Annotated in this window: 15 protein-coding genes; 8 read left to right on the top strand and 7 right to left on the bottom strand. The window is 54.8% G+C overall.

The window, feature by feature from the left end; genetic code table 11:
• Both Q363_RS46735 and Q363_RS24370 read right to left on the bottom strand, forming a co-directional pair.
• Positions 1-192: DUF4372 domain-containing protein (locus Q363_RS46735; protein ID WP_425387775.1), on the bottom strand; the 192-nt coding region annotated here is incomplete at its 3' end.
• A 189-nt stretch (positions 193-381) separates the two neighbouring features.
• Positions 382-1,092, bottom strand: coding sequence for a DDRGK domain-containing protein (locus Q363_RS24370; protein WP_157467469.1), 711 nt, complete (start codon positions 1,090-1,092; stop codon positions 382-384).
• 596 nt (positions 1,093-1,688) lie between these two features.
• Between Q363_RS24370 and Q363_RS24365 the strand changes: the two genes are divergently transcribed.
• Genes Q363_RS24365 through Q363_RS39000 form a run of 3 tightly spaced genes read left to right on the top strand, consistent with a single transcriptional unit; the run spans position 1,689 to position 2,314 of the window.
• Entirely contained in the window at positions 1,689-2,009 is a 321-nt protein-coding gene (locus Q363_RS24365; protein WP_342667457.1) for a recombinase family protein, read from the top strand.
• Positions 1,960-2,085: a helix-turn-helix domain-containing protein gene (locus Q363_RS46730; RefSeq protein ID WP_425387774.1), complete on the top strand. Its 126-nt coding sequence runs from the start codon at positions 1,960-1,962 to the stop codon at positions 2,083-2,085. Before Q363_RS24365 ends, Q363_RS46730 begins: the two co-directional genes overlap by 50 nt.
• A 31-nt stretch (positions 2,086-2,116) precedes the next feature.
• On the top strand, positions 2,117-2,314 hold the full coding sequence (locus Q363_RS39000; RefSeq protein ID WP_211256329.1) for a hypothetical protein: 198 nt from the start codon (positions 2,117-2,119) through the stop codon (positions 2,312-2,314).
• A 288-nt stretch (positions 2,315-2,602) separates the two neighbouring features.
• On the opposite strand, the gene Q363_RS41085 is transcribed toward Q363_RS39000, so the two are convergent.
• Entirely contained in the window at positions 2,603-2,746 is a 144-nt protein-coding gene (locus Q363_RS41085) for a hypothetical protein (protein ID WP_157467467.1), read from the bottom strand.
• A 274-nt stretch (positions 2,747-3,020) separates the two neighbouring features.
• Here Q363_RS41085 and Q363_RS24355 point away from each other — a divergent pair, with 274 nt between their 5' ends.
• Positions 3,021-4,745 (top strand): CRTAC1 family protein, encoded by a 1,725-nt coding sequence (locus tag Q363_RS24355; protein WP_245632435.1) that lies wholly within the window; start codon positions 3,021-3,023, stop codon positions 4,743-4,745.
• Between the two features lie 404 nt (positions 4,746-5,149).
• Positions 5,150-5,362 carry a hypothetical protein gene (locus tag Q363_RS24350; protein ID WP_035355954.1) on the top strand — a complete coding sequence of 71 codons (213 nt, stop codon included), beginning with the start codon at positions 5,150-5,152 and terminating at the stop codon, positions 5,360-5,362.
• Between the two features lie 113 nt (positions 5,363-5,475).
• Here the strand turns inward: Q363_RS24350 and Q363_RS24345 are convergent, their stop codons facing one another.
• The gene (locus tag Q363_RS24345; protein WP_035355952.1) at positions 5,476-6,534 is read right to left on the bottom strand and encodes a tetratricopeptide repeat protein; all 1,059 of its coding nucleotides are present in this window, start codon (positions 6,532-6,534) and stop codon (positions 5,476-5,478) included.
• Positions 6,535-6,684: 150 nt separating this feature from the next.
• Here Q363_RS24345 and Q363_RS24340 point away from each other — a divergent pair, with 150 nt between their 5' ends.
• Positions 6,685-7,719 carry a substrate-binding domain-containing protein gene (locus tag Q363_RS24340; RefSeq protein WP_035355951.1) on the top strand — a complete coding sequence of 345 codons (1,035 nt, stop codon included), beginning with the start codon at positions 6,685-6,687 and terminating at the stop codon, positions 7,717-7,719.
• 46 nt (positions 7,720-7,765) lie between these two features.
• On the opposite strand, the gene Q363_RS24335 is transcribed toward Q363_RS24340, so the two are convergent.
• The 3 genes from Q363_RS24335 to Q363_RS24325 all read right to left on the bottom strand — a co-directional run bounded on the left by Q363_RS24335 (position 7,766) and on the right by Q363_RS24325 (position 16,023).
• Positions 7,766-8,902, bottom strand: a complete 1,137-nt coding sequence (locus Q363_RS24335; RefSeq protein WP_035355950.1) for a tetratricopeptide repeat protein — start codon at positions 8,900-8,902, stop codon at positions 7,766-7,768.
• A gap of 86 nt (positions 8,903-8,988) precedes the next feature.
• Positions 8,989-12,327, bottom strand: coding sequence for a TonB-dependent receptor domain-containing protein (locus tag Q363_RS24330; protein WP_035355948.1), 3,339 nt, complete (start codon positions 12,325-12,327; stop codon positions 8,989-8,991).
• 390 nt (positions 12,328-12,717) lie between these two features.
• Positions 12,718-16,023 (bottom strand): alpha-mannosidase, encoded by a 3,306-nt coding sequence (locus Q363_RS24325; RefSeq protein ID WP_051979257.1) that lies wholly within the window; start codon positions 16,021-16,023, stop codon positions 12,718-12,720.
• Positions 16,024-16,236: 213 nt separating this feature from the next.
• Here Q363_RS24325 and Q363_RS24320 point away from each other — a divergent pair, with 213 nt between their 5' ends.
• Positions 16,237-16,584, top strand: a complete 348-nt coding sequence (locus Q363_RS24320) for a PadR family transcriptional regulator (RefSeq protein ID WP_035355960.1) — start codon at positions 16,237-16,239, stop codon at positions 16,582-16,584.
• Positions 16,581-16,733 carry a hypothetical protein gene (locus Q363_RS41080; protein WP_157467463.1) on the top strand — a complete coding sequence of 51 codons (153 nt, stop codon included), beginning with the start codon at positions 16,581-16,583 and terminating at the stop codon, positions 16,731-16,733. Before Q363_RS24320 ends, Q363_RS41080 begins: the two co-directional genes overlap by 4 nt.
• Positions 16,734-16,874: the final 141 nt, after the last annotated feature.

Below are 16,874 nucleotides of genomic sequence, written 5' to 3'. Positions count from 1 at the left end.
TGCCAGTCCCTGCGTGATTTCACTCAGACTGTGGGCCCGTCCCAGTTGGCAGAACAGCATGGCGATGAACTGACCCCAGCAGGTAAAGCCTCGGGCGTGCCTCTCGGCTCGATGCTTGCCAACCGCAGCCTCGAAATCGGAGCGCGAAAACAGTTGCAGGAGTTGGCTGAAAATACTGCATACTCGATTCATGGTGGATGCCTTTCTCATGCGTCAAGTGGTCTTCTCAGGACCAACTTCACTCTACAGGAGGCTCCACCTGCCTCACCCTTGAGCCTTGTTCTCAAAGGCTAATTTGGACGACAGTGAGTTGAACTGAAACATGATTTCCTCCTTTTTGGAAAAAGAGCGGGAGCCCGGTTAGCTGACTCCCGCTGCGGGTTAGGCTGCAACTTGCTTCTTAGCCGCCTTCTTCGCTGCGGTCTTCTGAGCAGCTTTGATCGTCTCCGGTGACTTCGCTTTCTTGCTTGCTGTCTTGGGTTGTGGGAGAGCAAAAGCGGTTTCGGCCTCGGTTAGAAAGTCGAGTTGGCTTTCGCGTGGAATGGCTGTGTGTCCAGTAAAGACAAGCCGGAGGGCAAAGCCGGTGAGCTTGTCATCTGGTAGTCCGTCGATGGTGGAAAGCAGAATCTCCTCTGAGGTCTGCTGGTTGTTCTCGTCGTTAGCGGCAAGCTGTTCGGCTACGTCATCAAACGCGTAAGGGTCGATACTGACGAGGGCGCGAAGAAACACCCTCAACTGCGCTGCGCTGAACATGGCCGGGGCTTGGCCGAGAATCCGGTCGAACTTGGATACGCGCGCTTTATGCAACTTCTCTCTTCGGGCGCGTTCGGCTTCATGCTCCTTCTGTTCCCACTCGAACTGCTGTTTACGCTCTTCGGCTTTCCGCTCCTGCTCCTGCTCGTACTCCTTTCGTTGCTGTTCGTAGTTGCGCTGGCGTTCCTCGGCATTTTCCGAGTGCTGCGCACTCATCGGAGTTGGTGGGGGTGTCGTAACAGGCGTGGCCGAGGAGTGCTTATTCAGCCAAGCTACCAATACGGTAAAGACACCCGTGATTGTCACCCCAACAATAGTTGCTACTGCGCTGTCCGACATAAAAATCCCCTGACGCATCGAACTTCGCATTACCGGAATAAAGCAGAGAACTACCGGGTAAAACGGACTTGATCGCCTGAGAGGATTTGACGAATCCCTGACAACGGGGCGTCCCTAGAACATGTCAACGGTAATTTGAAACATGCTTATGACCTCCATAATTGATTGCTTGGGGGCCTACCAGCGGGTTATTACTCCGAGCGTTAAATGCAAATTGGTATAAAGCTATATAATAGTGGCGAGAATATATTTCTGAATATCTAAATTGTCAACAGCACGAAGGTATTGCGACTTAAGCCGCCGCAGGGCGCTCAGGACACCGACATCGTAGAACGGTGCCTCAATGGCTGTGAGCATATTGCGCGAACTGTGGATTTGGTTCTATCCATCGACGTCATCCTTGAGATTGGTTTCACCGTGGGAAGGGAAAGGCCCGCCGCCCGCCTTGCGTGGGCGAAGTCCATAGTGTATCCGCTGCAACGGGGGCAAGTGACGCAAGCTCCGGCTGAGGGGTTGAGGGTGTGGGGTCTTCGCGGTCGAATGGAGCGTCCGCAAGCGCGAGATAGAGGTTGTTCTGAATCCAAGCTTGTCACTCGATGGACCGGTTGGCCCGCAACCTCGATGCCTTGCGGAGAATCGTGCTGGGTCTGACGGAGCGGGGCATCCATATCGTCTTTGTGAAGGAAAACCTGACCTTCACCGGCGAGGACTCGCCCATGTCGAATCTGTTGCTGAGTGTCATGGGGGCGTTTGCGGAGTTCGAAAGACAGCTGATCCGCGAGCGTCAGCGTGAGGGAATTGCGATCGCAAGGCGGGAAGGGAAGTACACCGGAAGGAAGCCGTCTTTGACGCCCGCGCGCGGCCGAGTTGCGGCGGCGCGTTGCCCTGGGCGACTCAAAGGCTGGTCTTGCTCGTGAGTTCGGTATTAGCCGGGATACGCTATACCGGTATGTCCCGGTCAAAACACGTCGGGCCGGGAAGGTTGCAAAATGAATAGTGTGCAGGGGATCGGAGGAGGGAAACGATGAGTGAATCGGAGATGCAAGCGGAGTTGGAGCGCCTGCGGGCTGAGAATGCCCAGCTCAAGAGCAAAGACAAGGGCGGCCTCACTTTGAAGGTGAGCGAGAAGGGGCGGGGTCTCTCTGTACGGCATGGGCCGTTTTCCGGTCACGCTCTACAAAGAACAGTGGCTCCGCATCCTGTCGAGTGCGCCGGATATTGAGGCGTTCATCCGCGAAAACGACTCCAAGCTGAAAACGAAGGAATAGGGCTTTGAAAAAAGGGGTCCAGAGCGCAATATGCTGTCCCTGCGGGAATGAGAAGATCCTCGCCCTGGGACGAAGGTTGTCCTTACGGAGTTTCCGCCGCTTCTGTTGGTCCTGTGGCGAGAGCAGCACCTTGAAGGCCACGAGCAGACGTACCTTGATTTCAACGTTCGCAAACCACCGGCTCAGAGTGTGCCACTGAACTTTGAGCCCTCCCAGAAAGATTGAGTTACCGCCCCATGCCGTCACCATCCAAGCCTCAACTCTCCCTCCCGCTCAGTCGACTTGCCGATAACAGCGAATCGCTCAGAGCGATGGGCGCGCTCGAGGAGCGCGACAATCAGAGGCAGCGTTCCGACCAACAACAGCAGCGTGCCCTCGTATCGCATAAGTTGCTCGATGACAGTGGAATTGGCAAAAGAATGCCAGTCGGAAACGGAGCTGCCGTCCGCAAGGGCCGTGGAGTGGAGAAAACGAAAACCTCAATTGCCGGTGACTAATTCTCGATTTAGGCCCTTCAAAGCTGCGCTACACTAACTATCCAACTGGTACAAACCCCGGGCAGGTCAGAGAAAAGGGACTTGCCTGATCCTAACCGCCAAAGCTTCAAAAGATTTAAGCGCGACAAGAAAGGTAAGTAAACGAATGCGCTCGCATGTTCTCATGTCCTGTCTTTTGTGGCCCTCCTTCGCGCTCTCTGCTGCTGCTCAAGTAACGGCACCGTCGAAGGCCCAGCCAACTGTGCGCTCAACGACGCCGCAAGCCGGGTCTATCCCAGGCAGCTTCGTCGACATCACGGCAAAGAGCCATGTCATGTTCCACGGCGAGGCCTCTCACACTACGAAAAAATATCTTCTCGAAACAATGGGCTCCGGCGTAGCTCTCTTCGACTACGACAATGATGGTCTGCTCGATATCTTCTTCGTAAACGGCGCACCGGTCAGCGACCCGATGGCGAAGGGGTCCATCCCACAGAAGACTGATCCGAAGTATTGGAACCGTCTCTTCCATCAAAAGAAAGACGGCACCTTTGAAGACGTTACCGAGAAGGCCGGTCTCCAGGGAGTCGGTTACGGCATGGGAGTCATCGCCGCCGACTACGACAACGACGGCTATGAAGATCTTTACGTCACCGCATACGGTGGCAACCGGCTTTATCACAACAACGGCAACGGAACCTTCACCGACGTTACGGAAAAGTCCGGTACTGCAGGCATCGGATGGTCCACCTCCGCAGCCTGGATGGATCTCGATAATGACGGACTGCTTGATCTCATCGTCCTCCGCTACCTCCAGTGGGACTTTGAAGACATCTGGTGTGGGGAACACCGCGAGGGCTATCGCTCCTACTGCCATCCTGATACCTTCCCGGCTATCGCTCCTCTCGTTTACCACAACGACGGCAATGGCCACTTCGCTGAAGTCACGGCCAAGATGGGTCTCGACAAACCCGGAAAGGCACTCGGCATAGCCATCGCCGACTTCGACCGCGACGGCAGGACCGACATCGTCATTGCCAACGACTCGATGCTGGAGTTCCTCTACCGCAATAAAGGCAACGGCGCTTTTGAAGAGGTTGGACTTTCCTCCGAAATAGCAGTCGACGGCGATGGTCGCACCTATGCCGGCATGGGAGTGGACTTCCAGGACTTCGACAATGACGGCTTGCCAGACCTGATTCTCACCAACCTCGCCAATCAGAAGTATGCCGTCTACCGCAACAATGGAGACTCCAGCTTTTCGTACGATAGCTACATCAGCGGCATCGGCGGCATGACCTTGCTGCATTCCGGCTGGGGAGTTCGCTTCCTCGACTACGACAACGACGGCCTAAAGGACCTCCTTATCGCGCAGGGCCACGACTTGGACACCATCGAGCTCAATTTCCCTCAACTCCACTACAAAGAGCCCATGCTACTCGCTCGGAACACAGGGAAGGGTTTCGTGGATGTCTCCGCGCAATCCGGTGATATCTTCCATCAGGCCTGGGCCGGGCGAGGAATGGCCATCGGCGACATCGACAACGACGGCCGCATCGATGCTGTCGTCACCACCAACGGCGGCTCCGCCTACGTCCTACACAATGAGACAGCGACGCCGAATCACTGGCTCACACTCTCCCTGGTGGGCCATCGCAGCAACCGCGACGGCATCGGCGCTGAGATCAAGCTCACCACCTCCGCTTGCTCTCAATACGTCACAGTGACCACTGCAGGCAGCTATCTCTCCTCCAGCGACAAGCGCGCTCACTTCGGCCTCGGTGCGGACACTGTCGCAAAATCCATTGAGATACGCTGGCCTAGCGGAGCCGTACAAGTGCTCGAGAATGTGCGTGCAGATCAGGTGCTAACCGTCAACGAACCGACCGCAATACTTCCGAAGCGATAAGTCCTGTTCCCACCCTCCCCCGGGGTACTTCTGATTCAGGGACACGCGATTTGCGCAAAGTCGTCATCCCAAATGGCCCGTTGGATTGTGCCCGCGCGCGCTGGCGGTGAGGTTCATGTTCAAGGCCACGGCTTTCCGAGTCTGTCTTCGTTGCTGCTGCAACTCTGGGTTGCTTTGGGAGGGAGTATTTGTCGTAGATAACGCTCATCGCACTGCTGAAAATGCGGCAGGCGCAAGGATCGTCAACGTCTGCCTAGCAATTCTCACCTACGGTAAGGATTCGTGTTGGATTGTCGCACTAGGCTCAATTTTGTTTTAGAAGGGAGCGCTGTAGCCATAAAATCCTCATTCACCTGTCTGGAATCCGAGATACGGCGTATCTGCAGATGAGGAGTGTTCCGTCCATGCTGACCCGAGTTGAAGACGAGACCAAGAGTCCGGGGCACCGGCTGAAGGGGGAACCAAAGCAGCCGACGACTCAGAATAACCGCGAGTTTCTCGACCATCTGGCTTGGTTGAAGGAGCACGCAATCGGCGCGGGCATCTTTCGAGAAATTCCAGCTGTGAATCGGAAGCAGTTTGCGGCTGAGGCCCGTTCGCTTGACGTTGCTCGATGAACGATTTGACGCGGCGAAAGGATGACCCGCACTGCCCACGTCGCAGTGTGACAATCCAACACGAATCCTTACCGGGGGTGAGACAGGCTGGCGACTCGGACTGGCTGACAGAATTAAAGCAATTCCGGCACTTCGAGGTTTGGCACCGAAGCATCGGTCTGCGTCCCGGCAATTCTCGCGGCTTCGGCGAACTCACGGGCCGCCTCATCTTTATGGTCAGTCTTGCGGTAGAGTCGGCCGAGAAAGAAGTGCAGTGCCTCGACGTTCGGCGCAAGCGAGATTGCCACCTTTAACTCTCCGATAGCTTCGTCGTACCGGCTAAGTTGTTCGTATGTCAGTCCCAACTCTTGGTGGGCGAGTGGGTTGCCAGACCCGACCCCGGCTGCTACGGTGAGTAGTGGAAGTGCTTCGAGAACTTTGCCCTGCTTGCGCAGCAGCATGCCCAGATCGAGGTAAGGTTGCATATCTCTGACGGGAGAAGATTCCTGCCATGCGATGGCCGTGCGATAAGCCGCAATCGCATCATCGGGGCGCTGAAGCATCTCGTAGACGAGTCCAAGGTTGTATTCGGCCCGGACATGATGCGGATCAAGACGGAGACATGTCAGAAACGATCTCTCCGCATCTGACCAATAGTTCTCGTTGTACTGCGTTCTGCCCAGCAAGTACCAGATCGACGGTTTCTCCGGGGCCCGTTTAGCTGCCGCCGTGAACCAGCGATCCGCATCGGTGTAGTCTTTCAATAGAACATAATCCGAGGCAACATCTATCAACTCGTCTGGCCCTGGATCTCGGAACTTTGCTCCCAGCGTATATTGGGTCAGCGATTCTACAGGCTTCCGCTCATGAAGCAGTGCGAACCCGAGCAAGAAGTGGCCATCGGCAGAGTCAGGTGTATGTATTAACATTTCCCGCAGGACTTGATCCGCCCCGGCATAGTCGGCAGCTGCTAGCATCCTTCGCGCATCACTGAGCGAACCGGAAGAATCAATCTGAATCTGTGCTTCAGACGGGCGACTCCATCCGTACATCAGGATAAGGGCAAGAGCAACTCTCGGAAGAAGAGCGAGCCCCGAAATGAGAAGTATCCTCGATTGCAATATTGCCGAGTCCCGGCGCACCTTCGTTCTATCCATCATCTTTTGCATGGTGAAAGGACAAGTGTACTGCATCAAGAGGTACAGGCTGGATCCTGTGTCGTCGCTTCATGCACCTCGCCAATCCTATCTCAGGGTGAATGCCCGGCCGCATTGTTTCGACTTTGAAAATAATTTGAACTATCCTGAATTCATATACGTAGAGCTTAAGAGTGCGGAACAACGATGAAAAAAATGCCTTCGCCCATTCCGAAGCTGAGTGATGTCGCGCGGTTGGCCGGCGTCGGTAACGCAACCGTTTCAAGGGTACTCAACGGCCGGATGAACGTCAGCCAGGAGAAGATTCTGCGTGTGACTCAGGCCATCAGCACACTGAGTTACAGTCCGAACCGCTTCGCCAGAAGTCTTAAGGGCGCGGCATCCGGAATGATAGGAATGATCGTCCCCAGCATTTCGGATTTGTTCTTCTCACGATGCGCCGAAGCGGTAGAGAGCGTTGCACGGGGGAAGGGATCTCTTCTTATCGTCATGGCGTCACACGACGACCCATTGATTGAATTCGAGAATCTACAACAGTTACTTCTTCATCGGATCGATGGTCTCATTCTCTCCTCGGCACTGATGCGGAACGTCAAGTTGCATAAGGAGCTGCGTGAATTGCGCGTTCCTGTCATCGGCCTGGATCGCCCCTTACACAAGGCGAATATTCCCTCCGTGATGAGCGAGAACCTGGAAGGCGCTAAGGCTGCGACGGAGCATCTGCTGTCACACGGCTACCGAAAAGTTCTTTGTATGCACGTCAAGCCCGAGCTTTACACCATCCGAGAGCGGCTTCGCGGATACACTCAGGCGATAAAGAAGGTGGGACTCGAGCCCCTGCTCGAAATAGTCCAAAACTCAGAGGATGCTGAGGCTTGCCTGGCAAAGCACATCGGCTCTGCGAAGTCGACGATTGCCGTTTTCGCCGCCAATAACTTGGCTGCCCGCTACTGCCTGGAAGCCCTGCGAACTCTTCACCTGAAAATCCCAAGTCAAGTGGCGATACTCTGCTTCGATGATTTCGATCTTGCGGATACTCTCAGTCCCCCAATGAGCGTCGTACAACAGCCTGTCGATGACCTCGGGCGAAACGCCGCCGAGCTTCTATTTTTGCGAATGCAGCATTTCGCTCGCGGGATACCGGAGACAAATAGCGACCCGATGCGCTTGCCCACTCGTCTTATCATTAGGGAGTCCTGCGGCTGCCGTCCGTGTCTATAGCGCAAGGCGGCAACTGCGCGGTCGAAGAAAAGCAACTCGTTCAACGTTACGGATTCGCTCGTATCACGTCTGCGGCGTGCTTCTCTTCACCTGCATGTTCTGCTTGTTGCAATTGCTGAAACTTTGCATTTGCCCCTGCGGCGCGGGTTGAGTCTCCGAGCGCTTTATAGACCTTTGCGAGAAGAATTTGAATAGAGGGCTCGTCGGGGGCTCTCTTTTCCGCATTCAATAACTCGGGCAGAGCGTCAGCAGGTCTCCCGAGACGAAGAAGTATCCGCGCCCGTTCAACTCTTGCCTGTGCCAGCGATGGACATATCGCGATTGCTGCGTTGACCTGCCGTAATGCATCGGGAGCCGACTCTCCAAGTTCATCCAAGGAGTTTGCCAGCTTCCAATGTGCAAGACAATTCTTCGGATCCTGCGTGACGATTGCCGCAAAGCTGTCTCGCGCCTCCGTCCACTCCCCCACATGCCAGTATGCATTCGCCAGGTGTTCCATGGCTCCGGCGTCTGTGGGTGCGGCCTCCAGCGCTTTCTTATACTCGGCGATCGCGCCGGCGGTGTTCTTCATACTCTCCATGATCTCGCCCGAGAGCTCATGAGACAAAGGGGAATCAGGATCAATTGAGTGCACTCGTGCGAACGACTCCTGTGAGAGTTGAAGCTGCAATTTTCCGAGTAGATACCATGCCTCCTGATCCTTTGGGTTCCTGGTCGAAAGAAGATGGAGTTGCTTCACAGCTTCATCGGTACTGTTCTGCTGGATGAGAGCATGGACAAGCGAAATTCGAGCAAAGCGATCATCCGGCATTGCCCGCACCCCAGCTTCGAGCAGCGGAGTAGCTTTGTCATACGCTCCCATCTGGCTATAGCTTGCACCAAGTATGACCTCTGCAGGATGCATGGATGGATCTACCTTTAGGCCCTGAGTGAGCACAGAAATGGCATCCGCATAGCGCCCCATGTTGTAGTAGAGCCGGCCCAGGTTGTTGTAGGCTGCACCGAGATTAGGGTCCAAACGAATAATTTCAACATAGTCCGCAATCGCATCGTCATAATCGCTCCGAGCCTGCTCGGAGCGCGCCTTCTCATATAACTGCAGAACCTGCGGGCTCTGTCCAGCTAAAGCAAACGAGCTGTAAAGTGATAAGGCCAGTGACGCTGCTGCTATTCGCTTCAACATGGCTCCAAGTATATGAACTTCAGGGTATTCGTGGCCAAGAAAAGGAGGGCCGCTGTGAGCGGCCCGCCGGAGTGCAAGGTTAAGAGTTAGAACGTAACTCGACCACTCAACTGGCCCTGACGCGGGGTATTTTGTTGACCCGGTGTCAGCAAGCCGTAGTTACTATTGTCGATGTTCGTCCCAGGACCATTGAACTGCGTTCGGTTCAGAACGTTGAAGTAGTCCATCTGAAGAATGAGTGCAGCGTGTTCCCCCAGAGCGAACTTTTTGCGGATGTTTAGATTCTCGTTATACGTTGCCGGGTTCCGCAGTTCAGTATAGTTGCGAACGGCATTGCCGAGAGTGAAAGTTCCGCTGGTGGAGGCGAAAGCATTCGTGCTGAAGACTGGAGTGGTTGATGGAGTGCGTCCATTGAAGTGGTAACCAACGGTCTTGCGGCTGACACCCTTGACCTCGTTGGGACGGTTGAAACCACCAGCGGTGCCGAGCGGGTTATCGTTCTCGGAGACACCAAGCGGCGTCCCACTCTGGTAGGAGAGGATGAAGCCAACCTGGTAGCCACCGAAAATCTCCCCGGTAATTCCCCTTTTGTTCACGAAGGATTTGCCCGGTCCGATTGGTAGCTCATAGGTGCCGCTGATCTTTGCATTATTCCGGATGTCGTTCCCTCCAACGGTCCACTCTGCCTTCTGGTTGTACTTGTTCTCAGGCAGACTGGCAAAGGTGGTAAAGCCGCTGTCTACGTTGCTCATGCTCTTCGACAAGGTGTAAGAGGTCAGAAACGAGAGCCCGTTCGAGAACCGTTTCTCTACGCTGGTCTGCAGAGCGTTGTAGTTGGCAGCGCCCTCCAGGTCGAAGTTGTTGTAAACCTGGGAATACTGTGGGAACGGAGCCAATGCCTGGGCAACGGTGGACCCTGCACCAAAGTCATTGGTGAAGTTGGCATAGGGAGCCTTGATTCCGGCAGCGATTGCTTGAGGATCGGTAACCTGGTCCTGAAGCACCTTGCCTAATCCCAAGATTGAGGGGTTGGGCTGGTTGATGGGATTCAATTGGCTGGGGAGGTGGACAGTTCGGTTGCCGACGTACGCAACTTGGAGAAAGACATTCCATGGAAGTGAGCGCTGTACGTTGAAGTTGTACTGCTGGACGTACGGAGCCCGCCCGTCGTTCTTTGGGTCGAACGCACGCACCGTAGTCCCAATGCCCAGGCTCGGATTGAAGGCGGTTGCCGCAGGTGAGGGGATCGGATTTGCATCCCAGCTACCGTACGCCGGCGTGGTGCTGTTCGTGCTGACGCGGGAGAACTGGCCCTGGAGCAGGTTGCCGTAGCTTACAGCCACTTTGCTCGTGCCGTACTCATAAGCGCCGCCGTTCAGGTACGACAGGCTGTAGCCTGCCTGAACGACCGTCTTGTCGTTGATGGCATAGGCAAAGCCGAGCCGCGGACCGAAGTTCTTGAAGTGAATGTCCGCCCGCGTGACCCCAGAGCATAGGGCACAGTTTCCAAACTTCGACACAGCACCTGGAAGATTGCCTGCAGCAGCATTGGTCTTTGTTGGGTCGAAGTAGACGATCTGGTTTCCCGTCTCTGTAAACGGAAGCATAATGTCCCAGCGAAGACCGACGTTCACCGTCAGCCTCTGCGTGAACTTGATGTCGTCCTGTATGTACGGAGAGAAATCCAGATTCCGGAGCTTCAATCCGTTCGCAAAGATGCGCTGTCCGCTATCGACCTCCCCAAGAAGGAAGCTCGCGAAGGAACTTCCGGTGGTACCCAATGCGGCAGCATTTGCTGTGGTTTTTTGACTGAAATTGATCTGTCCGCCGCAAGCCTGACATTCGTTATCGTCCTGGTAGGTGCGACGAACCTCGCCACCGATATTGAGGGTGTGGCGTCCTTTGCTCCATAACCAGTTGTTGACAATCGCTATTCCAAGCTTGCGATTAACTGAGGTGACCCAGCCTTGGGCGGTGCCCCAATTTGTTGGCGTATTAGAACCGTCGAAGGTGATATTGGGAAAGGTATCGTACAGAGAATTTGTCTGTACTCCTGCGAAATTGACGCCACGCTTGACGTTGAACTGATTGTTGATCTCACCGATCCAGTCCGCGCCGGCAGTCATGACGAGCTTCGGAGTAATGGCGTTGGTGTAGTTCAGCAGAAAGACAGAACCTAGCGTCGGGTTGCTCTTCTGGCTCTGCAGGATATTCGTTGGATCCACAATCGGAGCTACATCGAAACCATTGCTCGAGAGCGTATTGCGCCATTGGGTGTAGTGAATGGACTGGTTCTGGTTGATGTTGTGATCAATGGTGAATCCCCAGGTGTGGTTGATGTTGGGCAATGAATTTGGCACCGGCTTCTTGTTACCGATGAGACCGGGAAGATCGGGAACTGGGAGGGAAGGCAGGATCGATCTTGAGATAGCACTGATACGCGACTGCGGGATCACGTTGAGACGCCCAGCACTTTGGAACTGCTGACCAGTCTGTGGATCATAGATCGGAATCAGCTTTCCATTGCCATCAACGAAGTCGGAGAAGTCGCCGGTCTTTTCCAGTGCAGTCGGTACGGTGCCGATGTCATTATCGGAATGAGCCTGCTTGGTGAAATCCAGAGAAAAGTGGAAGAAAGTACGATCATGACCGTTGTACAGGAAAGGAATACGTACCGGTCCACCAACGGTAAAGCCGTAGTTGTTCTCCTTGTCAATCGGTGTGGTGTCGTTGAAATAGCCCTTTGCATCGAAAAAATTGTTACGGTTGATCTCGAAGACGTCACCGTGAAAGGCGTTCGTGCCCGACGCCATCTGATAGGTAACCGCACCCTGCGACAAGCCGTATTGCGCGGAGAAGGTTGACCTCTCGACACGAAATTGGTTCACCATCTCGTACGGCGGATTAAAGTTGGTCTGCATTCCCGAGGTTTCGGACTGCGGTGCGGGGATACCGTTAAAGACGACCTCAGTCTGAAAGTCGACACCACCATTAACGCGCTTGGAGAAGGTGGATCCCTGCACACCCGGAGCAAGGAAGACGAACTGGTCAATCTGACGACCCCGGCCACCGCTAACCTCAGTCGGAAGAGCTTGGACTACCTGATTCTCGATTGTCGTTCCAAGCTCCGGCTGGGTCGTATTCAGCGAGATCAGATTGGCGTTTACCTCGACAATCTGGCCGACGCTGCCTACCTGCAGCGTTATGTCGATCGTAGCCTGGATGCTGACCTCAACATTCACCTGGTCCTTCACCGCCTTGCTGAAGCCGGGAGCCGTCACGCTGATTGTGTAGCGGCCCGGTAGCAGTCCAGTTACCGTATAGGTTCCTGACGAACTTGTAGTGGTATCCCTGGTTTGGTTCGTGTTGATGCTCCTCACGCTTACCGCAGCGCCGGGGATGATGGAGCCGCTTGCGTCCGTCACAGTACCGGTAACGCCGCTTGATGCCTGCCCGAAAGTAACCACTGTAGTCAGAAGGAGTAGATAGAGTACGAAGAAGCGACTGGAGGCAGCACGCAGTATTCTTGTGCTGTCACTTGAACGAACGAAGAAATTTGATTGATGCAAGAGGCCTGCCTCCCGTGAATCGCGAAGTAGATGATCGATGAGGTATCTGTGGCCTTCAAGAACGGCCGTTTGGAATCGTTTTCAGCGGAGCCAAGATATCGTCCTCTCGTGAGAGATGTCAACTAAAAGATGGAGGCCTATCTCCAACCTCTTGAGGGCTGATCGAATGGGGCATAACTTCTCAATGCACGAGAGCGGCGCAGGTTGAAGCCTGCGCCGCTCTCGTGCTGTCGCTAACTCTGCCGTCTACATCGAGGGAATCTGCTTATAGTTCACGCGTATGGTCTGGATCTCGAACGGTGTCACCGGAATTGTCATCTTATTCCCAGACACAGCGATTGGCTCACTCTCAGGTTTCTCCATCAGGTTCACCAGGGTCGCTCCAGTTGCTCCCGGAGGCACAGTCACAGTCACACTGCCGCCTTTACCCGCCCACTCGTAGAATCGAAATATCAGACCGTCGCCTAACTCTGTCTTCTTCACCGCGGTCAGGACGACATTATCCTGTGCCACGCTTACGAACGAGTGCTCTGCTCCCAGTGAACCGGTGTGCGCCTGCACCTGCATGGCCTTCAACCCATAATTGAACTCATACCCGTGACGAACAGAGAGCGCCTGCTTCCAGTTGCCTCCATGCGGATAAAGGCCATAGCTGAAGTGATGATGCTCTCGGTCCGCATCCGCATCCGGCCAGGTTGGCGAGCGCAGCAACGTCAGCCGCAGCAGGTTATCAACAGCATCGTAACCATATTTTGAATTATTCAACAGGCTGAATCCATGCTGGCCGTCACCTAGATCAGCCCAGCGCAGCGCGGGAACCTCAAAACGTGCCTTCTCAAAGCTGTTGTTCCGCGTTGTCGGGCGCTCAATGGTTCCATAAGGAATCTCATACGTTGCTTTATCACTGCTTGCTGCCAGCGGGAACGAGGCCTTCAGCAAAATATGTGCCTCATGCCAATCGATGTCATTGGTCACGACCACATGATCGTCTCCCGTGTATAGCGTAATGTCCTGGACAAACTTCGAGCTCTGCCACGTACGCGCAACCCTAATAACCGACCGCAGCGGTCCATGCTCTACCAGCTTGACGGAGTCCACGTTATGCAGCAGCATCGGCGCAATATCAAACGTTCCCGGATCGACATTCCACGCGTCATAGTCCTTGGGTGTGTCCTTGAAAGCCTGTAGCTCGTTTCCGCAACCTTCGTTGGCTATCGTCTCGAAGTTGGACTTTTTATCGAATAGCGACGTTATGCAGCCCGTCTGCGGATCTACCGTCACTCGCACAGCAGCATTCTCTACGGTCGTACCAGAGCTCTTCAGATCGGTCGTGAGCGCACGCTTACCTGCCACTGCATGCAACACGACATATCCAAGTGACGGAACCTCATTCAAGTGGAACAACATCCGATACGTATTCGTCTTTGCATCGGTCGAGAGCACTTGCGAAGGTACGATACGGTTTTTCGCATCCAGAAGCGTTACGCCTTCGGCGCCGAACGTAGGCATGTGCACCGATACTTCTGTTACTCCGCCCCTCTGCCAACCCAGCGTATTGAATACAACCACAGGAACCCCTGTGCCAGTATCGACCTGGGCTGTAAGGGTGGATAGAGCTTTGGTCGACACCTCATTCGTCGCCCATCGTACCTGGTCATAATCCTTCTGGGCATCCTTATAAATAATCCCGATGCCTGATCCGGCAGCAAGATCGTGAAATTGATTGAACAGCACATGCTTCCATGCACCCGTAATTTCATCACCCGGATACTTCTGTCCATCAAGCCAAGCCAGAGAGGCATATTTCTCAGCATCCAGAACCCACTCTTCGCTGTTTCGCATGTTGCGCTTGTGGTCGGCCTGTGTGGTAAACACGCCGCGGTGATACTCGAGGTATAGCTCGTCCTTCCACGTGGGGACGGTGACTTGTCCTGCAGCAGGTTGCGGAAGTGTCGTCTCTCCCTTGGCTAACGTCTCGTAATCCCAAGTTGGCGAGGTAGGACTCAACTTTCCTTCCATCTTCGTAAAGTAAGGCTGCGCTGTACCAAATTCCTCATGTGGGATGACCTTGTTCGGCTCCATCCAGTGCACGCCTTCGTCGAGCATCGTGCGTGTCGGACCGCCACCGTGGTCCCCAACACCATAGAGATCCAGCATCTCGGTCATTCCGGGAGAGAAGTCCCGTGCTGACGCCATGTCTCTCGACAAGCGGGTAGGATCGAGATTCGAGTTGGCGTAGTCGTGTGGGAAATAAGTCAGCACCTTGCTGCCATCCGGTGACTCCCACCAGAACAGCTTGAGCGGCAATTGATTGGTATCGTTCCAGTGCATCTTTTGCGTTACAAAGTAATCGACACCAGACCGCTTATATATCTGAGGCAGCTGCCAGTTGTAACCGAAAGAGTCTGGGTTCCAGCCGATCCGCGTCGTCTTGCCATAGAGCTTGTTGAAGGTCTCCTGCCCGACCAGAAGCTGTCGTACCAGTGACTCGCCGTCCGGCATATTCAGATCTGGCTCGAGCCACATTCCGCCGACCAGCTCCCACCGTCCTTCCTGCACGCGTTGCTTAATCTGGCTGTTCAACTCCGGATATTTGTCCGCCATCCACTGGCTGTACACAGCCGCAGACTGCGTATACGTATAGGTCGGGTACTCACTCAATAACTGAGCCGCAGTTCCGAAGGTCCGTTTGACGGCATCTACAGTCTCTGTCCACGGCCACAACCATGCAGCATCGATATGCGAGTTACCCGTCAGATGGAACGTAGTCGTCTGGAGCGGCGGCCTCAGTGCGCTCAACGTTGCCTGTGCCCGGCGCAACGAAGCATCGAATTTGGCTTGGTCCGCCCGATCGAGCGCAGCGAGATCTACCTCGCTCACCGCTGTCGTCAGCGTCTTCCGATCAGCAGCAGCGTCCGGCGCCAATGATGGAACCAGAGCTCCAGCTGACACAAACTCTTTTCGCAGATCCTCCGGGTCCGGACGGTTCGCGGCGAAGGAGATCTTCATCGCCACGCTCTCAAACCGCTTTACATCGACCGTTGGCAACAGCTTCACCGCGACCAGGATCTTGTCCCCTGGTTTTGCATCGCTGAAGAGCTGTACCTGCTCGAGATCGTCGCCCATCGCAACTCGCCGCCCATTGAAGTAGAGGATCTCCGGTATTGGTCCATTCGCATTCGCCAGGAAGCGGAAGCTGACCTCCGCCCCTGTCAGGTCGTACCCATTCAGCGTCTTTGGAACCTCAATCGTCCGGCGATACCACACTGCTTCTTTCCCCGCCTCAGACTTCGGCTGCACTACCTGCCAGCTCGAGTCATCGAGCGAAGGCGACTCTCCGTGCGCGACATCGCCTGAATGGAAGCGCCACGAACCATTCGGCAGCGTCTGCAGTGACCCCAGCCGCTCTAGGACTTTGTTTTCTTCGGCGGAAAACGTTACTGCATTCTGCTCTGCGTGTTTCGAATCGAAGAGCTGACCGTGCAGGCGAAGGGAACCAGGCCCTGCAATCCAGCAGACAAGACCCAGAGCGAGGAAAGACTGTCTTTGCAAAGTAACTCCTGTGCCGAGAGATCGGAAGATTGAATGTGCTTATTGGAAACGTTACCAAAACAACAAAGATTGTACAGTTGATAGTGCTTTCGCGCACAGGCTGTCGTCAGGCTGCCAGATACTTGTTGACTCGATCTATGTACCCAAAACTCCTGTTGCTTTCCCAGAGGAAACGTGGCAGGCTTCCTGTTGGTAACCAAAATGACGTCTTCGATCAAGCACAAGACCGATGTTCCGCAAGGCACTTTGGCGCTGATGGTCCTCAGGACGCTCGACGTACTGGGCCCCCTGCACGGCTATGGGATGGCGCGCCGGATCGAGCAGATCAGCGGAGATCTGCTTGCCGTAAACCAGGGCACTCTGTATCCCGTGCTGCTGAAGCTTGAGCACGAAGGAGCAATTGCCTCCGAATGGGGGGCGTCGGACAACAACCGTCGGGCACGCTTCTACCGGCTGACCCGTGCGGGACGAACGCAACTGGAGGCCGAGACACGCGGCTGGAACCAAACGGCGGCCATCATCGAGAGATTCTTTGCTGCAAAAGCGGAGGACTTGTCATGAGATCTCTAAGGCGTTTCCTTATACGACTGTTCAACCTGGCGGACAGACGTGAGCATGAACAGCGGCTGAAAGAAGAGATGGCGGAGCATATTGCCCTCGAGACCGAAGAGAATCTCCGCGCTGGTCTGCCTCTTCCCATGTTTGCGTAGCTCGTCGACTCTCGGTGATCGTTGGGTCGAAACGATAGATGAGGTCGAACATTTATCCCTCACTTTTTGCGGATCAAGTTCGGAAGTTTTATTGTTCGCTTCCGTTTAGGGGCGGAGCTACTGGGAGTAATGCCAGTCTTA

This window comes from Edaphobacter aggregans DSM 19364, assembly GCF_000745965.1.
GTDB lineage: Bacteria > Acidobacteriota > Terriglobia > Terriglobales > Acidobacteriaceae > Edaphobacter > Edaphobacter aggregans.
The sequence above is the reverse complement of the archived record's forward strand: the minus strand, read 5'-3'. Positions and strand labels throughout refer to the sequence as shown.

Coding starts and splice junctions, on each gene's coding strand:
- Q363_RS24370 (WP_157467469.1), bottom strand. CDS start 1,092: ATGTCGGACAGCGCAGTAGCAACTATTGTTGGGGTGACAATCACGGGT.
- Q363_RS24365 (WP_342667457.1), top strand. CDS start 1,689: ATGGACCGGTTGGCCCGCAACCTCGATGCCTTGCGGAGAATCGTGCTG.
- Q363_RS39000 (WP_211256329.1), top strand. CDS start 2,117: ATGAGTGAATCGGAGATGCAAGCGGAGTTGGAGCGCCTGCGGGCTGAG.
- Q363_RS41085 (WP_157467467.1), bottom strand. CDS start 2,746: ATGCGATACGAGGGCACGCTGCTGTTGTTGGTCGGAACGCTGCCTCTG.
- Q363_RS24355 (WP_245632435.1), top strand. CDS start 3,021: ATGTCCTGTCTTTTGTGGCCCTCCTTCGCGCTCTCTGCTGCTGCTCAA.
- Q363_RS24350 (WP_035355954.1), top strand. CDS start 5,150: ATGCTGACCCGAGTTGAAGACGAGACCAAGAGTCCGGGGCACCGGCTG.
- Q363_RS24345 (WP_035355952.1), bottom strand. CDS start 6,534: ATGCAGTACACTTGTCCTTTCACCATGCAAAAGATGATGGATAGAACG.
- Q363_RS24340 (WP_035355951.1), top strand. CDS start 6,685: ATGAAAAAAATGCCTTCGCCCATTCCGAAGCTGAGTGATGTCGCGCGG.
- Q363_RS24335 (WP_035355950.1), bottom strand. CDS start 8,902: ATGTTGAAGCGAATAGCAGCAGCGTCACTGGCCTTATCACTTTACAGC.
- Q363_RS41080 (WP_157467463.1), top strand. CDS start 16,581: ATGAGATCTCTAAGGCGTTTCCTTATACGACTGTTCAACCTGGCGGAC.